This is a genomic window from Roseobacter sp. S87 (genome assembly GCF_055693285.1).
This window is the reverse complement of sequence record NZ_JBVFTR010000004.1, coordinates 444,566-467,649: the sequence shown is the minus strand read 5'-3', so window position 1 is coordinate 467,649 and position 23,084 is coordinate 444,566. Positions and strand designations below refer to the sequence as shown.

Below are 23,084 nucleotides of genomic sequence, written 5' to 3'. Positions count from 1 at the left end.
GTGCCATGCCGGTAGACGTTATCCCCGGAGACAGTCCGCTGATCCTGGCGATTCCGCACAGCAGTACCAGCATTCCCGAGGTGTACTGGCGCCGGCTGAATGACAACGGTCAGATGCTGCGTGACACGGACTGGCATGTGGAGCGCCTCTATGCGGGGCTGGCACCGCGCGCCACCGTCGTCCGGGCGAACTTTCACCGGTATGTCTCGGACGCCAACCGTGATCCCAGTGGCCAGCCGCTCTATCCCGGTCAGCACAATACAGGCCTCGTCCCGGTCACTGACTTTGACGGCGCTCCCATCTGGGAACGCCAGCCCACCCCGCGCGAGATGTCGAGCCTGAAGGCTGTGTACCACGTGCCCTATCACGCCGCCCTGAGCCTGCAGATTGCGCGGGTGCAGGCGCAGTACGGCTACGCCATTGTGTGGGACTGCCATTCAATCCGTTCGCGTGTGCCCAACCTTTTTGCCGGCGATCTGCCCGATCTGAACATCGGGACGGCGGATGGCACGGCATGTGCGCCGGCGCTGTCCGCGCGGATCGCCGAGATATGCCGGTCAGACAGACTTTACAGCACCGTCACAGACGGCCGTTTCCGCGGCGGCTGGACCACCCGCCGGTATGGCGATCCGGCAAAGGGCGTTCATGCCATCCAGCTGGAGATTTCGCAGAGCACTTATCTGTCCGCAGAAGAGCCGCCCTGGGCCTATCATGACCGCAAGGCCAACCGCCTGCGGGAGCTTCTCGAAGAGCTTCTTGAAGAAGCAGCCGAATTCAAATTCTGAATTTACATTCAATGGCCTGACGGAATTTACTCATGTATTACTTCAGGCGGCGATACTCTCTGCCAGCAGTGGCCGTCTGAGCGATGCAATGTCGCGCGCCTCCTGCGCACGGCCGGCCTTCACAAGACAGGTCAGCAGGCTTTGCTCCACCATATCCCGCTGTGCCCGGCTGCCACCGATCCGGGCAAGATCGGCCATGGCGCGCATCATGGATCCGGCGGCCGATGACCAGTCTTCGGCGGCCATAGCGCGGTATCCGGCAGCCAGGTCGGGTACGAGGTCCGCCGCTGGTCCAGCAGGTCTGGTGATGATCTGTTCCAGCGCTGCATTGTCGCCCGCCATGGCATGGGCCAGTGCTGCGTGCACGTCGATAAAGGCGTTGCCTGTCGCCGGGAACGCCTGCCGGGCAAAGGCGCTGACGCCTTTCCATCTCTCTGCGTCAACGGCCACACCCGCCAGTGTGGCACGGTGCAGGATAGAGGCCGTATCTGTCAGAATGTTGATCGCCGGGCTGGTCGAACCGCTTGCCGGTGACACCGCCGCATCAACCCGGTCCCACATTGCCTGCGTGTCTCCCTGAGCCAGCGACCACAGCGCCGCATGCCAGTAGAGGTGGGAATACATTATCCCATCGTTTTCATAGTCCTGCAGCCATGTGTTGAGGTAGTTCAGACCCTCTTCCGTGGCACCTGCTTCGTACCAGATGTGGCTGCGGACATGCACGCCGTGGGCGTTCCGGGGGCGCTGCGCCAGCGCCCGGTCGATCATCTGATCAGCCTTTTCGATATTCCCGGTCTCGCACAGAGCAAAGGCGTACTGGCTGGTCATCCACCAGTCATCGCCATAATGCGGCATCAGTCCGGCAGTAAACGCCAGTATCTCTGCCTCCCGCCCCGGCTGTCCCGAAAACCCGATCAGCCCGAAAACAGACGAGCAGGTCTGTGCGACCAGCGCATCACGCGGCCATGTGTCAACGTGCTCCCGGATGGCCCGGTAGGCCTGCGGACCCTGCCCGCGCAGCAGCAGCGCAAAGGCGTTGATGTGGCTGGCCTCGCGCGCGGTAAGCCCGTCTGTCAGCGCTTCAGCCCGCTCAAGCGCGGCCAGCGCTCCGGCCCCCAGGCCAAAGGCGTGGTGCGCCCGCGCAAGCCCCACCCAGCCCAGCGCAAACCCGGCATCCTCCCGGGTAACTGCCTCAAAAGCGGGGATCATTCCGGATTCTCCGGCCAGCATGACACCGGATGCCTCCGCATAAAGTTCCGCCGCCCGTGCAGACCCTGTTGTCAGTGGGTTATCGTAGCCGTCTCTGTACATCCGCGCCTCCCTGCGTGTCGCGTCAGAGACTGGGCGGGGTCCTGCCGCCGGTCAAGCAGATTGTGCGCCAGCCGTCTCCGCGCGGAAACCCGGCAGCGCAGACCCCCAGAACCGCAGCGACAGCAGCAGCGCCGCCATCCCCAGACCGACCACCAGCCCCAGCCAGACGCCCACGCCACCCCAGCCGAACCAGAACCCGAAAATGTAGGAACACGGGATGCCCAGCAGCCAGTAGCTGACGGCTGCCAGGATCATCGGCACCTGCGTGTCCTGCACGCCGCGCAGCAGACCCAGCGCGATCACCTGCGCCCCGTCCACCAGCTGGAAAAAGGCCGCCGTGATCAGCAGCAGCGTCCCGATCTGCAGAATAGCATCTCGCTGTGGCTCATCGCGCTGCATAAAGAGCGACAGCAGCGGCTCCGGCAGCGCGACAAACAGCACAATCGTCAGCGCCGCGGTGATCAGCGACAGCACTGTCACCGTGATCGCCCCGCGCTGCATATGCGCCGGATCGCGGCGGCCCAGCGCGTTGCCCGCCCGGATCGTAGCGACATTGCTCAGCCCCACGTGCAGCATGAACGTCACCGCCGACAGCTGCACCGCAATCCCGTGTGCGGCCAGCGGCACTTTGCCCAGCCAGCCCATCATCAGCGCTGATGCGGCAAACAGCCCGGTCTCCGACAGGCTGGTCAGTCCGATCGGCCAGCCCAGACGGAAAACGCGTGCCAGCATCTGCGGGTCCACCTTCCAGAGCCGCTGAAACAGGGCATGCTCCGGCAGTACCACGCGCACATAGATGACCACGCCCGCCAGCGACACCAGATGGCTCACCACAGAGGCCACAGCAGCCCCCGCAATCCCCATCTCGGGTGCACCCCAGTTCCCGAAGATCAGCGCATAATTGGCCACACCGTTGGCCACAGCGCTCAGCACCGTGATCCAGAGCACGATCTGCGTGCGTTCCAGCGCGGCCAGGTAGGATTTAAGCACCATCACCAGCAGAGCCGGGAAAATCCCCATACCGGCGATCTGCAGATAGGCCCCGGCATCAGCTGCCACCCCCGGTTCCTGACCGGTGAACAGCAGCACCGGCTCCGACCAGATCATCAGCGGCAGCGCCAGCAGTGCAAAACCGATGCTCAGCCACAGACCCATGCGCGTCGCACGCCGCACCCCCGTCTCGTCGTCTTCAGCCACAAAGGACGCCACCAGCGGCATCACCGCCCAGGCAAAACCCGAGCCGAAAATCATCAGCGTAAAGAAGAACGTCGACCCCAGCGTCACCGCCGCCAGCGCGTCAACACCGTACCAGCCCAGCATGACGGTATCGGTCACACCGATCGCAATCTGCGCCAGATGTCCGCCGGCCAGCGGCAGGCCCAGCCGCAGGACCGCGCGGCTGTGATCGGGATATGTCATCTGGGTGGCCATACCCTGCCTTACGCCTGCCCGCGCACAAGGAAAAGAGGCATCCTGCGCTGCTTTGCGTCCCCGCACCCCTGTGACCGCGCCTGCCGCGCCCGGGCCACCTTGCGTTTTCGGGTCATAAGTGCTTGATCTGTGGCCGAAACCTGTCAATCTGCGGTAGAATTCCGGTGCCGGCAGCAGGCACAGACAAGGATTGTAATGATGAGCCGCACACGTTTTGCAGCAGCCCTCGCCCTTCTGGCCGCCCCGGCAGCCCTGGCCAATCCGGTGGATGAAATCCGCCCGGACGCGCCTGAGCTGGCCCCCTATGGTACGTTGCCCATCGGGGTGCAGACCCTGCGCTTTGTGAACCCCGATCAGATTGACGTGCTGGCCATCAGCGGCGACGACATCCCGCGCTATGACCGCGAACTGACCGTCGAGGTCTGGTACCCCGCGGCCGACGGCACAGAACCCGGTGGCTCCTACGATACGGTGCTGCGGGACGGTCAGACTCAAGTGACGCTGACCGGGCGCGCAGCACGCGATGCGGAACCAGCGATGGGCGAAACCTACCCGTTGATCGTGATCAGTCACGGCTATCCCGGGAACCGCTATCTGATGTCACATCTGGGCGAAAACCTCGCCTCCAAGGGCTATGTCACTGTGGCGATTGATCACCGCGACAGCACCTATTCCGATCAGGCGGCCTTTGGCTCCACGCTGCTGCACCGGCCGCTGGACCAGCGCTTTGTTATTGACCAGATGGAAGCGCTTGAAAGCCACCTGGGCTCGATCACGGACACCTCCGCTGTGGGGGTCATCGGCTATTCCATGGGCGGCTACGGCGCTCTTGTGTTTGGCGGCGCGGGCGTCACACAGGCCTCGACCGAATACAGCTGGGGTACGCCCAACGGCCTTCTGACGCAGCACCTCTCCGGCAGCGAGAGCCACGCTGCGCTGATTGATCCGCGCGTCAAAGCGCTGATCGCCATTGGTCCATGGGGCCGCAATGCCGGTTTCTGGGACGCCAACACCCTGGCCGGGCTGGAAAAACCGACGCTAATCATGGCGGGCGGCTCGGATGATGTATCCGTCTATGGCGCCATCCGCTCGATCTTTGAGGAGGCGCGCGGCACTGAACGGCATCTGCTGACCTTCAACCACGCAAACCACAACGCCGCAGCCCCGATCCCCGCGCCACGCGAAAGCTGGGAACCGGTGGAGAGCCTCGATTTCGTGCCTTTTGAGCATTATGCCGATCCGGTCTGGGACACGGTCCGCATGAACAACATCGCTCAGCATTTCTCGACGGCCTTCTTTGATCTGCATCTGCGCGGCGACGTCTCGCGGCGGCCCTACTTCGACCTGATCCCCTCCTCTGATGACGGGGTGACCGCGCTTGATGAAGAGGCCCTGCCGACGGATGATCACACCTACTGGGCCGGTTTTCCGGACCGCACCGCCCGTGGTCTCCGGTTTGAAACGCTCGCGGAAGGCGAATAGTTTCTGCGCGATTCCCGGATCAGGCGGCACGGGTGTCTGCGCGCCCGGCCCGCATGGACATTCCCCCGGAAATGCACCAGGCTCAGGGATGCTCTGCTGACGCCGGCCTGTTGCCTGCGCAGCGGGGCGGGGTACGCGACGTGAAAGATACGATCAGCAAACGACGGGTGGATCCCTTTGAGCTGCTGGCCGAAGCACTTGAGAACGGCTGGCAGACAATCGACACGATCCCCCGCGCCGGTGAAGGCGAATTTCTGGTGATTACACTCACCGGCCTGCGCGCCCGGGCACGCACCCGCAGCGCCACGCCCAGGATACGCCGCGCCGATGGATGGGGGCCGCGCCGCACCACCGTTGTGGCCTGCGGCAGCGGCAATTACCTGGGCGCGATCGCCTGGCGGTGGCCCGCGGGCAGCAGCGACATTTAACGGTGCCCCCAGTCGTCCGGGTCCTCTGAATTCCCGGGGCTGAGGCCGATAATGTCCCCTTCGGTCGAACATCCCAGACCCAGCACCGTCCGGTTGGCATAGGCAAAATACGACACCACCTGGTTGATCTCCAGGATCTGCCCATCGTCCCAGCCGCTGGCCCGCAACGCCCGCACATCCGCCTGCCTGATATCGCCCGGTGCCTCGGTCAGCTTGCGGGCATACCGCATGGCCGCCTGTTCCGCCGCACTCAGCGGCATGGCCCCGACAACCCCCAGACGCATCGCCGCCTGCAGCGTGTCGGACCGCGCATCATCTCCGACCAGCCGCCGCATGCCGGCAAAATGGTGGCGCTCGCAGTAATCGCACCGGTTCAGATGCGACACCCAGACCCCCAGCGCTTCCAGAAACCACTTGGGCACAGTATTCGCTGAATGGTGCAGCACATACTTATACAGGGTCATGTGACCCTCCATCGTGTGCGGCCGCAGGGAATGCGCCATCATGATGTTGTCGACATTGTCTCCGGGCCCTTTGATCCGCTCATAAAGCCGCTTCAGCCGCCCTGTCGCGGCCTCAAAGGGCACCGTTGTGATCCAGGTCATCCGCCCGCCTTTCCGTTAACCATTTTCCCGCGCATCTGACCCGCTTTTGGCGCATATGAAAAGGGCGAGGCCCTTCCCCCGACCGGGCCCCTCTGCCATACTCGCGCCAATCACCAAAAAGAGGCCCGAGCTCATGCCCAACGATCTGCTGTCCGGCACCGAAACCCAAGGTTATGACGCCTCCTCCATCGAGGTGCTCGAAGGCCTCGAGCCCGTGCGCAAACGCCCCGGCATGTACATCGGCGGCACCGACGAACGCGCCCTGCACCACCTGGTGGCCGAAGTGCTCGACAACTCGATGGACGAGGCCGTCGCCGGCCACGCCAACCGCATCGAGGTCGAACTGCACGAGGACTACGCCGTGACCATCCGCGACAACGGCCGCGGCATCCCGATCGACCCGCACCCCAAGTTCCCGGACAAATCCGCGCTCGAGGTGATCCTCTGCACACTGCACGCGGGCGGCAAATTCTCCGGCAAAGCCTATGAAACCTCAGGCGGTCTGCACGGCGTGGGCGCCTCCGTGGTCAACGCACTGTCGGATTCCATGGTCGTCCAGGTCGCACGCAACAAGGAGATCTTTGAACAGCGTTTCTCGCGCGGTCTGCCGCTGGGTCCCGTCGAAAAAGTGGGCAGCGCCCCCAACCGCCGCGGCACCACCGTCACCTTCCACGCGGACGCCGAAATCTTTGGCGCGCACCGCTTCAAACCCGCGCGCCTCTTCAAGAGCATCCGCTCCAAGGCCTATCTCTTCTCGGGCGTCGAAATCCGCTGGAAATCCGCGATCAACGACGGCGAAACACCGACCGAGGCCACCTTTCACTTTCCCGGCGGCCTCTCTGACTACCTTGGCGAAACCCTGGGCAGCGCCACCACCTATTCCGAAAAACCCTTTGCCGGAACCGTTGATTTCAAAGAGAAATTCGGCCAGGCGGGCAAGGTCGAATGGGCCATCAACTGGACACCCTCGCGCGACGGTTTCATCCAGTCCTACTGTAACACCGTGCCCACGCCCGAAGGCGGCACCCATGTCGCGGGCTTCTGGGCCGCGATCCTCAAGGGCATCAAAGCCTACGGCGAGCTTGCCAACAACAAAAAGGCCGCCCAGATCACCCGCGAGGACCTCACCTCAGGTGGCTGCGCGCTGGTCTCCTGCTTCATCGCTGACCCCGCCTTCGTGGGCCAGACCAAGGACCGCCTCTCCACCGAGGCCGCACAGAAAATGACCGAAGGGGCCGTGCGCGACCACTTCGACAACTGGCTCGCCGCCGACACGAAATCCGCCGGCGCCATCCTCGACTTCCTCGTGCTGCGCGCCGAAGAACGCCTGCGCCGCCGCCAGGAAAAGGAAACCGCGCGCAAATCCGCCACCAAAAAGCTGCGCCTGCCCGGCAAACTCACTGACTGCACGTCCAAGGACCGCGCGGGCACCGAACTCTTCATCGTGGAGGGCGACAGCGCCGGTGGCTCCGGCAAGGGCGCGCGCAACCGCAACACCCAGGCCCTGCTGCCGCTCAAGGGCAAGATCCTGAACGTACTGGGCGCGGCCTCCTCCAAACTGGGTTCAAACGCTGAAATCTCCGATCTCTGCGAGGCCCTGGGCGTGGGCATGGGCACCAAATTCAACCTCGACGATCTGCGCTATGACAAGATCATCATCATGACCGACGCGGATGTGGACGGCGCGCATATCGCCTCGCTGCTGATGACGTTTTTCTTCACCCAGATGCGCCCGCTCATTGACGCGGGCCACCTCTATCTCGCCTGCCCGCCCCTCTTCCGGCTGACGCAGGGGGCGAAACGGGTCTATTGCCTGGATGAAGCGGAGAAGGACGCCTGGCTGGAAAAAGGGCTGGGCGGCAAAGGCAAAATCGATGTCTCCCGCTTCAAGGGCCTGGGCGAAATGGACGCCAAGGACCTCAAAGAGACCACCATGGACCCCGCCACCCGCAAACTGATCCGCGTGTCGATTGATGAGGATATGCCGGGGGAAACCGGTGATCTGGTGGAACGTCTGATGGGCAAAAAGCCCGAGCTGCGCTTTCAGTATATTCAGGAAAACGCGAAGTTCGTGGAGGAGCTGGATGTCTAGCCGCGTTTTCTTCGCAAAGGCGAAGTTTATTGAAGGACTGGCATTCGGTTTGTTTATTGGAAGTGTCGGAATAACAACTTTTGTACTGGGTTCCTCCGGTTTGGAGAAGTTTTTCGAGAAGTTCGAGAATTACCTGTTCGGTACAATTGCACTTTTTGCGGTTGGAGTTTCGCTTCATGTTTCAAACAAGCAAGTTGCTACAACGCTTTCAATCGCGGAAGACGAACTAAACCGCAAGCGCTTGGCGACAGTCAGCAAACTGCCGGTGCCTTTGTCAGAAGTATATCAATTGGTAGGAAGCGTGGTGAATTGGCATCTGAAGCCCTACCGGGACTTTCCAGTTGATTGGTTGCAACTTGACAAGAGTTTGGCCGAGTTGGGAAATTGCGTAGAGTACGCCGACCCTGAAACAGCCAAATATCTGGCGTCAGTATTTTCCAGTTACCAGGTTTTGAAGTCACGCCTAACTGAGATTGTGGACGATAAGAACACATTGAGCGGCGTGGCGTTTTCGGTCAAGCACAGTATCAACCCTGAGTTTGCTCATTCTACAATCAACTGGGCTGTTTTTCACTCGAAGCTGTCCAAAATCTACGACTATGTCCGCGGAGAAGAGGACATGATAAACGCGGCTCAAACAAGCTACGATGAGATACATTCCGCCCTACGTTGGGCCGACGCGGGCTTCAACACACATGCAGAGGGTCGCAACTTTAACTTGTATCTCATTGATACACTAGATCGGCGCAGGGAAACCAAAACACTAGAGCCAAACCTTTTTAGGACGTGGGGAAACTGATGTATCCGGCCGAGACCCCGCCTCGGGCAGCGCCCGACCTCCCCCAGGGAGGACGCACTGCGTGCCCGCTGATGCTCCCGCATCCCTCCGGGCTCAAACGCTCCACTGGAGCGTTTGCAAGACGCCCTCCGTCTAAGTCGATGCATCGCATCGGCGTTACCTGACAGAGCGAATGCACCGCATTTGCGGAGTCAGGCAGAGGTCAGGCGCGGCCCTTTCCATCAGTTCCGCTAAGAAACCGCCACGTCCGGCGTTCAGCCTGAGCCGATGCACCGCATCTGCGGAAGCAGGCCCAAGCTATGGCGCACCCCTCACCACCCATGGCACATCATCCACGGGCGGCAGGGGACGCGCACAGACGGCTTAAGCAGCCATCATATGCACCACCTCAAAGGCGGCCCAAACCCCCATCAGAGACACAAATCCAAGTACAGTCGGCAGAATTACTTTGGCCATTCCGGCACTCCTTTCCAGGCACCCCGCGTGGGGTGCGGTGCGTGCCGCAGAGCCCGATGCCCCGCGATCCCAACAGACATGGGGGTGCCCGTCTGACACAAAAACCGGCCCAGCCGTCACGATGCGTCACAGGCCCGGGACCGCGCTGAAACATGCGTGCGCCCGCCTCACACAGCGTCAATCTGTGTTGCCGCGCGGTAAAGAAACCAGCGCAAAACGCCTCATACCGATGCGCGCACCGACAAAATACCGACGTTATACCGACGTGATACCGACAGGGCCTTGGCCCATAAAACAAAGGGGATGCGGGCACCCGCCCGCCCCGGGGCCCCACCCCCGCGCGGTGCCGTTGCGCGTACGCTGCCGCCGGATTTCCGTTACTCTTTCTGCAGCCCGCGCAGGTATTCCAGCAGGTCCGCCACCGGCTGCGAGGTCAGCACCGGCTGCCCGGTCTCCGCCTTCAGGATCACATCCGTGCCCTCAAAAAACTCGCCGTAAACCGGCATGGGCGAGCCGTGGCTCACCAGCGGGTCCCGCCCGTCGATGCGCATCACGATCCGCGCCACCGGCAGCGTGCCGCCGTGCCGTTCGGTCAGCTTGGTCAGGTCCGGTGGCTGCAGCAGCAGCGCCGGTGCCAGCGGCCCGCCGCCCTGCGCTTCCTCGCCGTGACAGGTCGCACAGTGCCGCGCATAAAGCTCGGCCCCGATCACCGCGTCCTGCGCCATGGCCGCCCCCGCCAACAGCGTTGCGGCGCTCAGAATAGCTGTAAAATTCTTCATAATCAGCTCCTTATGCTCTGTCACTCAGGGTGCCACAAAACCCGGGCGCGCGCTTTGATCCGGATCAACCGGCCGCCCGTGCAATGAAATCCGTGTGATGAATTCAACCGTGACTTGATTGCCGCCCGGGCTTTCGGCACTGATGGTTTATGCGTTTGTTTCTGTTTGCCTGTCTGATTGTTCTGACCGCCTGTGGCCGTCCCCTGACCGACACTGAAATTGCCTTCGCCCGCACCATTCACGGTGACGAACTGGATGTAGAGCGTGTGCGTCTGGTCGATGGCGCGCCGACCCGCGCGGTGACGTTCCGGCGTGCCGCCCGGCCCCGCACCACCTGCCGCGAGAGGCTGTTGCCGCCCATCACTGACGCGGTGGTGACCTCCAAGCCGGCCGCAGTGGCTTTGTACAACCGCGTACTTTTTGATCGGGACTGGTACCTTGATGACTACCTGCCCGACTACCCCGACCGCATCGGCCTTGTCGCCGCCATGCTGCTGGCTCACGAACTGACCCACGTCTGGCAGTGGCAGAACCGGCGCGAGACAGGGTACACCCCTTTGCGCGCGGCCTTCGAGCACCGTGGCGCCAGTGATCCCTATCTCTTTGATCTGGAAACGGAAACCCGGTTCGAAGACTACGGCTATGAACAGCAGGGCACCATCGTCGAAGAATTCGTCTGCTGCCGGGCGCTCGATCCCGGCGCCCCCCGCACGGCGCGGCTGCACGCGCTGATTTCACAGGCGATGCCTGTACAGGATCTGCCGCAGTCGCGGCCCTATGCGGTTGGCCTGCCCTGGGAAGGCGTGGAAATCAACGGCATCTGCAGCTGATCAGGGCACCTGCACCGACCGCAGCCAGGCCACAATCGCAGCCTGCGCACGCGGTGCCCTCGACATGCCCGGCAGACGCGCCCGACGGGTGTCTTCCATCGCAACCAGCGGGGTCATTGGCCGCCCGACCTGTTTTCCTGCAGCATAGGCATCTAGGATCGCCAGAACCTTGGCATCCGGAAAAACGCCCCCTGCATTCCGGGACAGAACAGTAAGATCCGCGGGCGTTTTGCTGAGCCCCCGCACGCCTGCACCCCCGCCGCCCCGCGCATCGCCACCGTGGCAGATGGCGCAGTTTGATGCGAAAAGCGCAGCACCCTCACGCTCCAGATCTCTCTCCCCCGGCCCGCAGGCCGCCAGAGCCAGCGCAAGGCTCAGGACGGAAAAGGATACACGACGCAGCACGGGTAAGGTACCTCCTGGAAATTTCTGCGGGCCCTCAAACGGGCTTGCTGACGCCGCCACAGGAGGCCATGTTCTGATTAAAGTCAGGTTAAAGGATCCCCCAATGGCCCAATACGCAATCATCATGACACTGGCCGGTGTGGGCATCCCGATGCTCGCGGCCCTGAACGCAGCACTGGGCCAGCGCATCGGGTCCCCGGCGGCGGCAGCGACCGTACTGTTCACCATCGCCTTTGTATCGTGCCTGGTGGTGATGATCTCAACCGGCCCGCAGGCCCTCGCCAAGGTGGCCCAGGCACCAAAACACCTGCTGCTCGCCGGTGTTCTGATTGCATTTTATGTCCTCAGCATCACTTGGATTGCACCGGTTTTCGGTGTCGGCAATGCCGTGTTCTTCGTGCTGCTGGGTCAGTTGATCAGCGCCGCGGCGATCGACCACTTCGGGCTCTTCGGCGCACGCGTCGCCCCGCTCGATCTGACGCGCGCTGCCGGTATCGCACTGATGGCCGCCGGGGTCTTTGTCACTCAGAAGGTTTAGGCCCCAGCGCCAGTTCTTCGATCCTGCGCCAGACACTGTCTGCAACGTCGACACGCTCAGCGGCCTCACGGTATTGTCCGGGCAACCGGCCATCGCCATCTGCGGACACAGCTGCGGCGAGCGCATCGAAACGGCCGCCAAACTCTGGCGAAACGTCAGGGTCAAGCAGGATATAAAACTGCCCCAGATCGTGGGGCGGTCCGTCAGGCGTCTTGAGCGGTTTTACGTTACGGGACAACACGGACCCGGTCAGGCCCGCGGCCAGAACTTCGGCCATGACACCAAAGCCCCAGCCTTTGTATCCGCCCATTGGAACCAGTGATCCCTGAAGGGCTTCCTCGGGGTCCGTGGTTGGCTGCCCCTGGGCGTCCAGTGCCCAGCCTTCGGGAATGGATTTGCCGGTGGCCTTGGCCATCGTGATTTTGCCCAGGGCAACCGTGGTGGTCGACTGGTCAAACTGCATGGCCAGACCGCCTTCGCCATCCGGCACAGAAAACGCGATCGGGTTGGTCCCGATAACGCGGTTGCGCCCCCCGGCGGGGCTACAATCGGCGAGGCATTCGTGAACCCGATCCCGATCATGCCGGCCCGCGCAATCTGCTCGGTGAAATAGCCCAGCGAAGTACAGGTGTGCGCATGCGCGACGGCAAGGGTTGCCGTACCGAACTGGCGCGCAGCATCCAGAGCCGGTGTCAGGCCATGGGCGAAAGCCGGCTGGGCAAATCCATAGGCAGCGTCGACGTGAATGGCAGCGGGCCTGGGCGCTGTCACCACCGGTACTGCGGCGCCGTCCACGCGACCGGTCTGCAGCTGCAGACAGTAGCTTTCCACATAGTAGAGCCCGCAGATCCGGTTACCATGCGCTTCGGCCGCGGCTACGGCGCGGGCGACCTCTGCGGCGGCAAAGGGCTCGGCACCATGGCGCCGCAGCGCCTCGGCTGTCACTTCCTCAATTCTGGCGACGTCAACTGATGGCATTGTCTTTCTCCCACAGGTGCGCAGATTGAGCGCAAGCCTGCGGAAACGTCAAGCACCGGGACCTCAGACAAGCAGTCCATTTTCCAGTCTGATCTGCCGGTCCATGCGTGCGGCCAGGTCCAGATTGTGTGTCGCAATCACAGCAGCAAGCCCCGTGTCCCGCACCAGTGTCATAAGGGCGTCAAACACCTGATCGGATGTGGCGGGGTCCAGGTTGCCCGTTGGTTCGTCTGCAAGCAACAATGCGGGGCCGTTGGCCAGTGCCCGGCAAAAGGCCACCCGCTGCTGTTCGCCCCCCGACAGGGCGGCAGGCCGGTGCGTGGCCCGCCCGGCAACACCGACAGTTTCCAGCAGGGTAAGAGCACGATCCCCGGCAGCCGCCTGACCCACGCCATTGGCAAGCTGCGGCAGGACGATGTTTTCCTGCGCGGTGAATTCGGGCAGCAGATGATGAAACTGGTAGATAAAACCAACATCTGCCCGGCGCACCGCCGTACGCCGCGCATCACCGCGCCCGGTCATCTCCTCGCCCGCGATGCGGACATGGCCTGCATCCGGTGTGTCCAGCAGCCCGGCGATATGCAGGAGCGTGGATTTCCCGGCACCGGATGGCGCGACGAGAGCCACCACCTCTCCGCGCTGCACGCTCAGATCAACGCCGCGCAGCACTGTCACTTCACCCGGTTTACCGGCGTTGTAGGCCTTGGTGACCCCCTGCAGATCAAGCACCGGATCACTCATAACGCAGCGCCTCAACCGGGTTCAGACGGGCCGCGCGCCGCGCCGGAAAGAGCGTCACCACAAACGACAGTCCAAGGGAGAGTGCAACCGCTGAAAGCACATCAGAGAGGTGCAGTTCCGCAGGCAGTGCATAGATGCCCCGGATCGACGGATCCCAGACCCCGCCGCCCATCATCACGTTCACAAACGAGAAAATCGGATCAATGTATATCGCGAAAAGGGACCCCAGAATGACACCCATCAGCGTGCCCAGCACACCTGTTGCCGCCCCGCAGATAAAGAAGATGCGCATAACCGAGCCTTCTGTCAGCCCGATGGTGCGCAGGATGCCAATGTCGCGGCCCTTGTTCTTCACCAGCATAATGAGACCGGAGACGATGTTCATGGCGGCGATCAGCACGAGGATCGACAGGATGATGAACATCACGTTGTCCTCGACCTCCAGCGCGCGCAGAAATCCGCCCGAGGCGTCCCGCCAGGTCCAGACCTGCGCGCGGACACCGGCGGCCTCCAGCAGAGACGGCGACAGGGCAGCCACATTCTCCGGGTCTTCAACCATCACTTCAATTTCATCCGCCAGCCCCTCGCGATTGAAAAAGATCTGAGCTTCCTCAAACGGCAGATACGCGCGTACACGGTCGATGTCGTACCGCCCGGCCGAGAAGATGTAGGTGACGTCATAGGCGTTGATGCGCGGCGACGTGCCGAAGGCGGTTTTGACCCCGTCAGGCGAGATCAGCCTCACACGGTCGCCGATCCCCACGCCCAGTTCACGCGCCAGTCCGGAAGCCAGCGCGATCCCGTCTTCAAAGGCATTGATATCGCCCAGCGACGCTTCGGCATCCGCAATGCCCGGCAGCGTTCGAAGATCATCGCCGCTGATGCCATAGAGGTCGATGCCGGCATTACTGCCCTGCCCGGCACCCATGACCTGCGCCCGGATCAGCGGGGCAGCGCGGGTGACACCCGGTACGTCGCGCAGGCGGTCGGCCAGCGCGTCGTACTCGCGGATCGTCCGGTCAATCCGCCCGGCTGATGTGACCTCGCCCAGCGAATACACGGTCACATGGGCGTTCGCACCGAGTATGGTGCCCACAAACTCGGCCCGGAACCCCGACCGCACTGCCAGCGTCGCGATCAGCGCAAAGACGGCGAGCGTAATGCCGATAAGGCTGATCCAGGTCATGGTGCTGACACCGCCCTCAGCGCGGCGCGCGCGGAGGTATCGCCAGGCGATCATCCATTCAAAGGCGGCAAAGGGGGCGGTACGTCGGGCCATGGGCTGTCCTGCAGGGCGTGTTGTCGCGCAACGTGGGGCTTTGACCCCGGAGCGTCAAGCAGGCTTTGGGGCCGGATGCCGTCTGCTGGCCGGCAGCAGCCACAGCATGCCGCGCAGCGCGAGCCAGGTGACGAAAAAACCCGTCAGCGCAAAAATGCCTGTTGCCGGTGTCAGCGGCAGTGACGGTCGGAATGCAGACCACGCCCCCGCGCCACTTCGCCATCGGTCAGCCGGGCCGCGTGGTAGGCGCGCATAAAGGGGCCATGACCGCTCAGTACTGTGAGGTCTGCGCGCAGCACCGCATGCCGCTCAAATGTACGCTGCATATCCGCGCGCCGCGCTTCCACGAAGGCAGAACCGCTCATCTGTGCAAGCGCCTCTTCCCGGGAAAGACCCAGTGCAACCGCCGACGCATCAAAATCAGCGACCACCTGTTCCAGCGCATCGACAGCGCCACCAAGACGCTGCAGGTACTGCTGAGAAAACGCGGGAAACTGCGCGGCACCCAGCGCTCCGCTGAGGCTGACCGCAAAAATGGCTGCGCGAAGGATCATACCCTGCTCCTGCTCTCCCTCAGGAGGCATCGGCGGGATCATACCAGACCCCGCCGGCTGGCGCAAAGGTCAGATGTAGGTGTGAAAGGCGCGCTGCGCCATCATCTCCACGTGCTCGCCGGGTTCTTTCGCGCCACTGTAGTAGATGGCGGCCACCTTTTTCACGGCCTCTTCGGGCGGCAGCTCTTCGCTCTCGCCGGTACGGCGGCTGGTCAGTTCGACCACACCGTTCTTCAGGCCGCGGGGACCGACCGTGATCCGCCACGGCAGACCAATCAGATCCATCGTCGCGAATTTGCCGCCTGCCCGCTCGTCCCGGTCGTCATAAAGCGGGTCAAGGCCCAGCGCTTTCAGCGAGGCATAAAGCGCATCACAGGCGGCATCCGCTTCTGCATCACCCTGCTTCAGGTTCACGATCCCGCAATGGAACGGTGTGACACCTTCGGGCCAGATGATGCCTTTGTCGTCATGGCTCGCCTCAATGATCGCGCCCAGCAGGCGGCTGACGCCGATACCGTGGCTGCCCATGTGCACCGGCGTGGGTTTGCCGTCCGGCCCCTGCACCGTGGCCCCCATGGCTTCGGAATATTTGGTGCCGAAATAGAAGATCTGGCCGACCTCAATACCCCGCGCGGTGCGGCGGCGCTCTTCGGGGATCGCATTGAACAGCGCTTCGTCGTGTGTCTCGTCAGTGCGCGCATATTTCGTGGTGAACTCTTCCATGATCGCCGCGCATTGCGCCACATCATCATAGTCAATCGCACGGTCGCCGAACGTCAGATCGGTCACAGCGCTGTCGTAGAAGACCTCACTTTCACCCGTCTCGGCCAGCACAAGGAACTCATGCGTGTCGTCCCCGCCGATGGGGCCACTGTCCGCGCGCATCGGGATTGCCTGCAGGCCCATCCGCTCATAGGTGCGCAGATAGCTGACCAGATGGCGGTTGTAGGCGTGCAGCGCATCTTCTTTGGTCAGGTCAAAGTTGTACCCGTCCTTCATGAAGAATTCGCGGCCCCGCATCACGCCAAAACGCGGGCGCATCTCGTCGCGGAACTTCCACTGAATGTGGTAGAGCGTGAGGGGCAGGTCCTTGTAGCTGCCCACGTGGCTGCGGAAGATGTCGGTGATCATCTCCTCATTGGTGGGACCATAGAGCATGTCACGGTCCTGGCGGTCACGGATGCGCAGCATTTCAGGGCCGTATGCGTCATAGCGCCCGCTCTCGCGCCACAGATCGGCAGGCTGCAGCGTCGGCATCAGCATCGGGATGTGGCCCGCGCGCTGCTGTTCTTCGTGCACGATGTTCTCGATGCGGCGCAGAACCCGGAACCCCAGCGGCAGCCACGAATAGATACCCGCAGCATTCTGTTTGATCATGCCGGCACGCAGCATCAGGCGATGGCTGACGATCTGCGCCTCAGCAGGGTTTTCGCGCAGTACGGGCAGAAAGTAGCGGGTCAGGCGCATGGAACCGGGTCCTCTGGTCAGTTTTTCTCTGCCCCTGACTATGCCAATCAGCACGGCCCCGCAATCAGGCAATCTGCGTGGATGCCAGCGGTTTTTCGCGCCCTGCTCTTGAAGTACCGGCGTGGTTGGGCAATGTGGAGCTTTGTACAGACCGGAGACTGGAATGGCCCTGCCCGCAAGAGAACAGGTGTTATGGTGGAGCGCTGCCGCAGCGGTGTTTTTCATCCTGCTCTGGTATCTGGGCCACGTGCTGCTGCCCTTTGTGCTGGGCGGCGCGATTGCGTATTTTCTCGATCCGGTCGCTGACCGCCTAGAACGCATTGGCCTCAGCCGGGTGGCCGCAACAGCGGTCATCACCATCGCCGGTGTTCTGGCGTTTGTGGTGATGGCCCTGCTCATCATCCCGACCCTGGTCAGCCAGGCGCTGCAGCTCTTTGAGGTTGCCCCGGAGTTTGCCCGCACGCTGACGACCTGGCTGACGGAGCGCTTTCCGACCCTGCTGGACGAAGGCTCCACGGTGCGGCAGTCGATCAACAGCCTCGGAGCGACCATCGAAAGCCGCGGCGCGCAATTGCTGGAAACAGCGCTGACCTCAGCCGCCTCTCTGCTGAACATCGTCGTCCTGCTCGTGGTGGTGCCGGTCGTTTCTGTGTACCTGCTGCTCGACTGGGACCGCATGGTGGCGCGCATCGACCAGCTGCTGCCGCGCGATCACGCCCCGGTCATCCGCCGCCTGGCCAGCGATATCGACAATACGCTGGCCGCCTTCATCCGCGGAATGGGCACAGTTTGTCTTATCCTTGGCACCTATTACGCCGTGGCGCTGATGCTTGTCGGGCTGCAGTTCGGACTGGTCGTAGGCTTTGTGGCAGGGCTGGTGACCTTCATCCCCTACCTCGGTGCGCTGATTGGCGGCGCCCTGGCCATTGGCCTTGCGCTGTTCCAGTTCTGGGGCGACTGGGTCAGCATCGGGCTGGTTGGCGGAATTTTCGTTATCGGTCAGGTGATCGAAGGCAACGTGCTGACCCCGAAACTGGTGGGCAGCTCGGTTGGCCTGCATCCGGTCTGGCTGATCTTTGCCCTTTCGGTCTTTGGCGCGCTTTTCGGCTTTGTGGGCATGCTGGTTGCGGTTCCCGTGGCCGCAGCGCTGGGGGTCATCACCCGTTTCGGCGTGGAACAATACCAGAATTCCATGTTGTACCGTGGCCGCGCAGGACGGGACGACAGCTGACATGGCCGAACAGCTCGGATTTGACCTGCCCGGTGTGCCGGCGCTGGGACGCGCGGATTTTCTGGTCGCCCCCTCGAACGCAGTCGCTATTGCAATGATTGAAAGATGGCAGTCGTGGTCCGGCCGCAAGCTGTTGCTGTCCGGCCCCGAAGGCGCGGGCAAAACGCACCTGACGCAGGTCTGGGTGGGTCTGTCAGGCGCGCAGGTTATCGATGCGTCCGGTCTGGAAAACGCCGATGTCCCGGCTCTTGCAGCGGGTCACGTGGCAGTCGAGGATGTGCACAGTATCGCGGGCGATCCGGCCGCGCAGACAGCACTTTTTCACCTGCACAACATGGTTCTGGCCGAAGGGAATGCACTGCTCCTCACCGGTCAGGGCGCGCCAGCGCACTGGGGTATCGCGCTGCCGGACCTCGCCAGCCGGCTGACCGGCACGCCAACGGCCATGCTGGAACCACCGGATGATGCGCTGCTGGCGGCGGTTCTGGCCAAACTCTTTTCGGATCGGCAACTCACCCCGAAACCTGATCTGATTGCCTATCTTGTACGCCGCATCGACCGGTCATTTGCCAGCGCCCGCGATATTGTCGCGGCCCTGGACGCCGCCTCGCTCGCCCGTAAACGCGCCATTTCGCGCAGTCTTGCAGCAACGTTACTCGACAAAGGTGGTCCCTCAGACTGAAACCTGTCACTGTGACGTTACACACTTTTCGCACACAGACTGTATGACCCACGCCGATTTCCTGTCCGCTGACTTTCCCGAGCCCGCAGCTTTTCCTGATCTTGATCCGGATGGGCCCGCGCGGTTCTTTAACCGTGAACTGAGCTGGCTGGGTTTCAACTGGCGCGTTGTCGAAGAGGCCGAAAACCCGCGCGTACCACTGCTGGAACGTCTTCGGTTCCTGTCGATCTCTGCCAACAACCTCGACGAATTTTATACCGTGCGTGTCGCCGGTCTGCGCGAGCTGGCACATGCCGGAAACACCACGCCCGGCTCAGACGGCCTGACGCCAGCCGAACAGCTTGTCCTCATCGATCAGAACGCCCGCAGCCTGATGGAGACACAGCAGAAAGTTCTGCTGAAGCTTCTGGCGGAGATGGAAGCAAGGAACATCTCTGTACTGCGCAGCGGTGATCTGACTGAGGCCGACCGGACCTACCTCGAAGAGGTGTTCCTGACCCAGGTTTTTGCGGTTCTGTCGCCGCTGGCGATTGACCCGGCGCATCCCTTCCCATTCATCCCCAACACCGGCTATGCCCTGGCGCTGCAGCTGGAACGGAAATCCGACAAACGACCGCTCCAGGCCCTGCTGCCGATCCCGGCACAGATTGACCGGTTCATTGCCCTGCCGGCGCCGGACGGAAACAACCGTTTCCTGCCGCTCGAAGAACTGCTTGTGATGAACGTGCAGGGGCTTTTCCCAGGATACCGCCTGAAGGCGCATTTCGAATTCCGTGTGCTGCGCGACAGCGACCTTGAGGTTGAGGAAGAAGCCGAAGATCTGGTTCGGGAATTTGAGGTTGCCCTGAAACGCCGCCGGCGTGGCGAGGTCGTGCGGCTGACACACTCGGCGGGCGCACCGGAAAAGCTCAAATCGGTCATCATGGAAGAGCTCGGCGTGGGCACCGAGGAAGTCATCGAAATTGATGGGATGATCGGCTCTGCGGACCTCAGCGAACTGGTGCTCGACAGCCGCCCGGACCTGCTCTGGCCCAGCTTTACGCCCCGGGTGCCGGAAAGGGTCACTGATTTTGACGGCGACATGCTGGCCGCGATCCGCAACAAGGACATGCTGCTGCATCACCCTTATGAGACCTTTGATATGGTCGTCCGCTTTCTGCAGCAGGCAGCGCGTGATCCGAAGGTCGTGGCAATCAAACAGACGCTGTACCGGACCTCGCGGGACAGTCCGATTGTTGAAGCGCTCTGTGAAGCTGCCGAAGAAGGAAAATCAGTCACCGCTCTTGTGGAACTAAAGGCCCGCTTTGACGAGGCCGCGAATATCCGCCAGTCCCGCCGCCTGGAACGCGCAGGCGCGCATGTGGTTTACGGGTTCCTGGACCTCAAGACACATGCCAAAATCTCAACCGTTGTCCGCCGCGAAGGCAATCAGCTGGTCACCTACACGCACTACGGGACGGGCAATTATCACCCGATCACGGCACGCGTTTACACCGATCTGTCCTTTTTCACCTGCGATGCGCGCCTCGGGCGCGATGCGACAAAGGTCTTCAACTATCTGTCGGGTTACGCGCAGCCGGAGAAACTGGACAACCTCGCGATCTCGCCGATGTCCCTAAAAACAAGGCTTCTGGAACTGATTGAGGCCGAAGCCGGGCACGCGCGCGCCGGCAAACCGGCTGTGATCTGGGCCAAGATGAATTCGCTCATCGACAGTGAAGTGATCGACGCGCTCTATGCCGCCAGCCAGGCGGGCGTGAAAATCAGTCTCGTAATACGGGGGATCTGCGGCCTGCGTCCGGGTATCCGTGGCCTGAGCGACAATATTCGTGTCAAATCTATCGTCGGCCGGTTTCTGGAACATTCCCGCATTGTCTGCTTTGGAAACGGTGCGGGCCTGCCCCACAAAAAGGCCCGCGTGTTCATCTCATCAGCGGACTGGATGGGCCGCAATCTCAACCGGCGTGTTGAAACGCTGGTCGAAATCGACAACGCCACTGTCAAAGCGCAGATCGTGGGCCAGATCATGGCCGCGAACCTTGCAGACGTGGCCCAGAGCTGGGTCATGAACCCCGATGGCACCTTTGTGAGACCGCCCCTGCCCGAAGGCATATTTGCTTTCAACTGCCACCGCTTCTTTATGGAAAATCCATCCCTCTCAGGGCGCGGATCGGCCGGCGCTTCGGATGTGCCCAAACTCACCCACACTGAAGACTGACAGCTTTTTACCATGCTGCCCCCTGCCGCATTGACCCGCCGCACGATTTTGCACAGGGTGGCGGCACAGCTGCGGACATCTTATGAATCAGCACCCGGACAAACCCGCCCCCGTCGCGCAGGACGCGTCAGACCCGGATGCCGGGCTGTTTGGACGCCCTCTTTTCGAGGATCCCAGTGCACGAGCGCTGTCACGAGTGGGCGTGGTGGATGTGGGATCAAACTCGGTCCGGCTGGTTGTCTTTGACGGTGCGGCCAGATCACCTGCCTATTTTTACAACGAAAAAATCATGTGTGCGCTGGGTGCCGGCTTGTCAGAATCAGGCATTCTGAACCCGCAGGGCCGCGTTCGTGCCCTGAACGCGCTGCGTCGTTTTCAGCATCTTGCGCAGGGCATGGGCCTGCCCACCCTGACGGTCGTGGCCACAGCTGCGGTGCGCGATGCCAGCGACGGGCAGGATTTCTGCGATGAGGTAAAACGCGAAACCGGACTGCGTATCTGGGTGATTGATGGCGACGAAGAAGCGCGCCTCTCCGCTCAGGGCGTTCTGCTTGGCTGGCCTGGCTCTTATGGTCTGGTATGCGACATTGGTGGCTCTTCGATGGAGCTGGCCGAGATCAGTGGCGGGCGCGTTGGCAAGCGGATGACATCCTCGCTCGGCCCCCTGAAGCTGCGCGATGTGCCGGGCGGCAAAAAGGGCCGCGACAGGCATATCCGCGAAACGCTTGAAACGATGCGCGATGTCATGGGTGATCAGCGCGACCGTCTGTTTCTGGTGGGCGGCTCCTGGCGGGCCATCGCCCGGATCGACATGCAACGCCGGGGCTATCCGCTGCACGTGCTTCACGAATACCGGATGACGGCGCGCAGCGTGACGGCCACCGTGAAATACATCCAGGCTGCTGATCTGTCGGAGTTGCGTGCCGCCTGCGGCATCTCTTCGGCGCGGATGAGCCTTGTCCCGCTTGCAGCGGAAGTTCTCAAGCGCCTTGTCCGGGTGTTCAGCCCCAAGGACATTGCGATCTCCAGCTACGGGATCCGCGAAGGTATGCTTTATGAACAGATGCCTCAGCGTCTGCGCGACCGGGACCCGCTGATCGAAGCCTGCAGGTTCGCCGAGGCCAAGGATGCCCGGATGCCCGGCTTCGGCAAACTGCTCTATGCGTTTATTCACCCGCTGTTCCGAAAGGTCCCCGAACCCCGCCGACGCCTCATCAAAGCAGCCTGTCTGCTGCATGATGTGAGCTGGCGTGCACACCCCGACTACCGGGCAGAAACCTGTTTTGACAATGCGACCCGGGCCAACCTTGGGGGGCTGAAGCACTCCGAACGCGTTTTCCTCGGGCTTGCCCTGCTGCACCGGTACTCGAACAAACGTGAAGGCACCCGGTTTGAAAACCTCTACGAACTGATTGATGAAAAGACCCGGCTTGATGCCGAAATTCTGGGCAAAGCCATGCGTTTCGGCGCGATGCTCTGGATGACCCAGGACGCCGAACGCGGGACGCTCAAATGGTACCCGAAAAAACGCCTGCTGGAGCTGCGGCTGACCAGGGATATGGTGCCGCTCTTCGGTGAAGTGGCCGAAGCCCGCCTGATGTCGCTGGCAGCCTCGCTGCAGGCATCGGTCGAAATCAAACGAAAGCGTTAAAGGTCAATCGCGGGCGGCATGGTTTCATCCGCTTCCGGGTCTGCCGGATCAGGCGCTGACGGTTTGCGGCGGATGATGATGTCTCCATTGTCCAGAATTTCCGGCGGCTCATAAGCCGACCAGTCACCGATCTGCTGCATCAGCTCAGCAAGTGCCGGGCCCATCTGCTCAACAAAGTCCGCCATACCTTCGAGCGCGGGCTCCGCCTCCAGCAACAGACCTTCCAGAAACTGCTGGATCCCCCGCTCCATCAGTGACGGTGGTTCCTGCTCCTGCGCGGCCAGGGGCGAGGTCAGCAAAACCGCAGCAAGGAATGTGCAAAACGAAAGTTTCATGACGCAA

21 protein-coding genes and 1 pseudogene are annotated in these 23,084 nt (G+C 62.3%); 11 read left to right on the top strand and 11 right to left on the bottom strand.

Features of this window, described 5'->3' with window-relative positions:
- Positions 1-5: 5 nt before the first annotated feature.
- Complete coding sequence (gene hutG, locus ACZ1HA_RS03130) at positions 6-785, top strand: N-formylglutamate deformylase (protein ID WP_472712834.1); 780 nt, start codon at positions 6-8, stop codon at positions 783-785.
- A 42-nt stretch (positions 786-827) separates the two neighbouring features.
- Here the strand turns inward: hutG and ACZ1HA_RS03125 are convergent, their stop codons facing one another.
- A complete protein-coding gene (locus ACZ1HA_RS03125; protein WP_472712833.1) occupies positions 828-2,096 on the bottom strand; it encodes a tetratricopeptide repeat protein in 1,269 nt (422 codons plus the stop codon).
- Between the two features lie 51 nt (positions 2,097-2,147).
- Positions 2,148-3,527, bottom strand: coding sequence for an MATE family efflux transporter (locus tag ACZ1HA_RS03120; protein WP_472712832.1), 1,380 nt, complete (start codon positions 3,525-3,527; stop codon positions 2,148-2,150).
- A 198-nt stretch (positions 3,528-3,725) separates the two neighbouring features.
- On the opposite strand from ACZ1HA_RS03120, the gene ACZ1HA_RS03115 reads away from it, so the two are divergent.
- Both ACZ1HA_RS03115 and ACZ1HA_RS03110 read left to right on the top strand, forming a co-directional pair.
- The gene (locus ACZ1HA_RS03115; RefSeq protein WP_472712831.1) at positions 3,726-5,009 is read left to right on the top strand and encodes an alpha/beta hydrolase family protein; all 1,284 of its coding nucleotides are present in this window, start codon (positions 3,726-3,728) and stop codon (positions 5,007-5,009) included.
- A gap of 32 nt (positions 5,010-5,041) precedes the next feature.
- Positions 5,042-5,437 carry a hypothetical protein gene (locus tag ACZ1HA_RS03110; RefSeq protein WP_472712830.1) on the top strand — a complete coding sequence of 132 codons (396 nt, stop codon included), beginning with the start codon at positions 5,042-5,044 and terminating at the stop codon, positions 5,435-5,437.
- On the opposite strand, the gene ACZ1HA_RS03105 is transcribed toward ACZ1HA_RS03110, so the two are convergent.
- A complete protein-coding gene (locus ACZ1HA_RS03105) occupies positions 5,434-6,042 on the bottom strand; it encodes a carboxymuconolactone decarboxylase family protein (RefSeq protein ID WP_472712829.1) in 609 nt (202 codons plus the stop codon). The two genes, ACZ1HA_RS03110 and ACZ1HA_RS03105, sit on opposite strands and share 4 nt — an antisense overlap.
- A 133-nt stretch (positions 6,043-6,175) precedes the next feature.
- On the opposite strand from ACZ1HA_RS03105, the gene parE reads away from it, so the two are divergent.
- Both parE and ACZ1HA_RS03095 read left to right on the top strand, forming a co-directional pair.
- Positions 6,176-8,134, top strand: a complete 1,959-nt coding sequence (gene parE / locus ACZ1HA_RS03100; RefSeq protein WP_472712828.1) for a DNA topoisomerase IV subunit B — start codon at positions 6,176-6,178, stop codon at positions 8,132-8,134.
- The gene (locus tag ACZ1HA_RS03095; RefSeq protein WP_472712827.1) at positions 8,127-8,933 is read left to right on the top strand and encodes a hypothetical protein; all 807 of its coding nucleotides are present in this window, start codon (positions 8,127-8,129) and stop codon (positions 8,931-8,933) included. Before parE ends, ACZ1HA_RS03095 begins: the two co-directional genes overlap by 8 nt.
- Before the next feature lie 833 nt (positions 8,934-9,766).
- Here ACZ1HA_RS03095 and ACZ1HA_RS03090 read toward each other — a convergent pair.
- Positions 9,767-10,168: a c-type cytochrome gene (locus ACZ1HA_RS03090; protein ID WP_472712826.1), complete on the bottom strand. Its 402-nt coding sequence runs from the start codon at positions 10,166-10,168 to the stop codon at positions 9,767-9,769.
- A 149-nt stretch (positions 10,169-10,317) separates the two neighbouring features.
- Here ACZ1HA_RS03090 and ACZ1HA_RS03085 point away from each other — a divergent pair, with 149 nt between their 5' ends.
- Positions 10,318-10,998, top strand: coding sequence for a hypothetical protein (locus tag ACZ1HA_RS03085; RefSeq protein WP_472712825.1), 681 nt, complete (start codon positions 10,318-10,320; stop codon positions 10,996-10,998).
- Here ACZ1HA_RS03085 and ACZ1HA_RS03080 read toward each other — a convergent pair whose 3' ends face one another.
- A complete protein-coding gene (locus ACZ1HA_RS03080; RefSeq protein ID WP_472712824.1) occupies positions 10,999-11,403 on the bottom strand; it encodes a c-type cytochrome in 405 nt (134 codons plus the stop codon).
- A gap of 103 nt (positions 11,404-11,506) precedes the next feature.
- On the opposite strand from ACZ1HA_RS03080, the gene ACZ1HA_RS03075 reads away from it, so the two are divergent.
- A complete protein-coding gene (locus tag ACZ1HA_RS03075; protein WP_375228421.1) occupies positions 11,507-11,941 on the top strand; it encodes a DMT family transporter in 435 nt (144 codons plus the stop codon).
- On the opposite strand, the pseudogene ACZ1HA_RS03070 reads toward ACZ1HA_RS03075, so the two are convergent.
- The 5 genes and pseudogenes from ACZ1HA_RS03070 to proS all read right to left on the bottom strand — a co-directional run bounded on the left by ACZ1HA_RS03070 (position 11,925) and on the right by proS (position 16,960).
- Positions 11,925-12,919: pseudogene (locus ACZ1HA_RS03070) on the bottom strand (Ldh family oxidoreductase). The gene ACZ1HA_RS03075 and the pseudogene ACZ1HA_RS03070 sit on opposite strands and share 17 nt — an antisense overlap.
- 63 nt (positions 12,920-12,982) lie before the next feature.
- Entirely contained in the window at positions 12,983-13,660 is a 678-nt protein-coding gene (locus ACZ1HA_RS03065) for an ABC transporter ATP-binding protein (protein WP_472712823.1), read from the bottom strand.
- Entirely contained in the window at positions 13,653-14,939 is a 1,287-nt protein-coding gene (locus ACZ1HA_RS03060) for a lipoprotein-releasing ABC transporter permease subunit (protein ID WP_472712822.1), read from the bottom strand. The genes ACZ1HA_RS03065 and ACZ1HA_RS03060 overlap by 8 nt, the downstream gene beginning before the upstream one ends.
- Before the next feature lie 170 nt (positions 14,940-15,109).
- Complete coding sequence (locus tag ACZ1HA_RS03055) at positions 15,110-15,493, bottom strand: DUF2937 family protein (protein ID WP_472712821.1); 384 nt, start codon at positions 15,491-15,493, stop codon at positions 15,110-15,112.
- Positions 15,494-15,562: 69 nt separating this feature from the next.
- Positions 15,563-16,960 carry a proline--tRNA ligase gene (gene proS / locus ACZ1HA_RS03050; RefSeq protein ID WP_472712820.1) on the bottom strand — a complete coding sequence of 466 codons (1,398 nt, stop codon included), beginning with the start codon at positions 16,958-16,960 and terminating at the stop codon, positions 15,563-15,565.
- Positions 16,961-17,123: 163 nt separating this feature from the next.
- Here proS and ACZ1HA_RS03045 point away from each other — a divergent pair, with 163 nt between their 5' ends.
- The 4 genes from ACZ1HA_RS03045 to ACZ1HA_RS03030 all read left to right on the top strand — a co-directional run bounded on the left by ACZ1HA_RS03045 (position 17,124) and on the right by ACZ1HA_RS03030 (position 22,742).
- Entirely contained in the window at positions 17,124-18,191 is a 1,068-nt protein-coding gene (locus ACZ1HA_RS03045; RefSeq protein WP_472712819.1) for an AI-2E family transporter, read from the top strand.
- Position 18,192: 1 nt separating this feature from the next.
- Positions 18,193-18,873 (top strand): P-loop NTPase family protein, encoded by a 681-nt coding sequence (locus ACZ1HA_RS03040; RefSeq protein WP_472712818.1) that lies wholly within the window; start codon positions 18,193-18,195, stop codon positions 18,871-18,873.
- Positions 18,874-18,916: 43 nt separating this feature from the next.
- Complete coding sequence (locus ACZ1HA_RS03035; RefSeq protein ID WP_472712817.1) at positions 18,917-21,091, top strand: RNA degradosome polyphosphate kinase; 2,175 nt, start codon at positions 18,917-18,919, stop codon at positions 21,089-21,091.
- A gap of 82 nt (positions 21,092-21,173) precedes the next feature.
- Positions 21,174-22,742 carry a Ppx/GppA family phosphatase gene (locus ACZ1HA_RS03030; protein ID WP_472712816.1) on the top strand — a complete coding sequence of 523 codons (1,569 nt, stop codon included), beginning with the start codon at positions 21,174-21,176 and terminating at the stop codon, positions 22,740-22,742.
- On the opposite strand, the gene ACZ1HA_RS03025 is transcribed toward ACZ1HA_RS03030, so the two are convergent.
- Positions 22,739-23,077: a hypothetical protein gene (locus tag ACZ1HA_RS03025; protein WP_375228429.1), complete on the bottom strand. Its 339-nt coding sequence runs from the start codon at positions 23,075-23,077 to the stop codon at positions 22,739-22,741. The two genes, ACZ1HA_RS03030 and ACZ1HA_RS03025, sit on opposite strands and share 4 nt — an antisense overlap.
- Between the last annotated feature and the right edge of the window lie 7 nt (positions 23,078-23,084).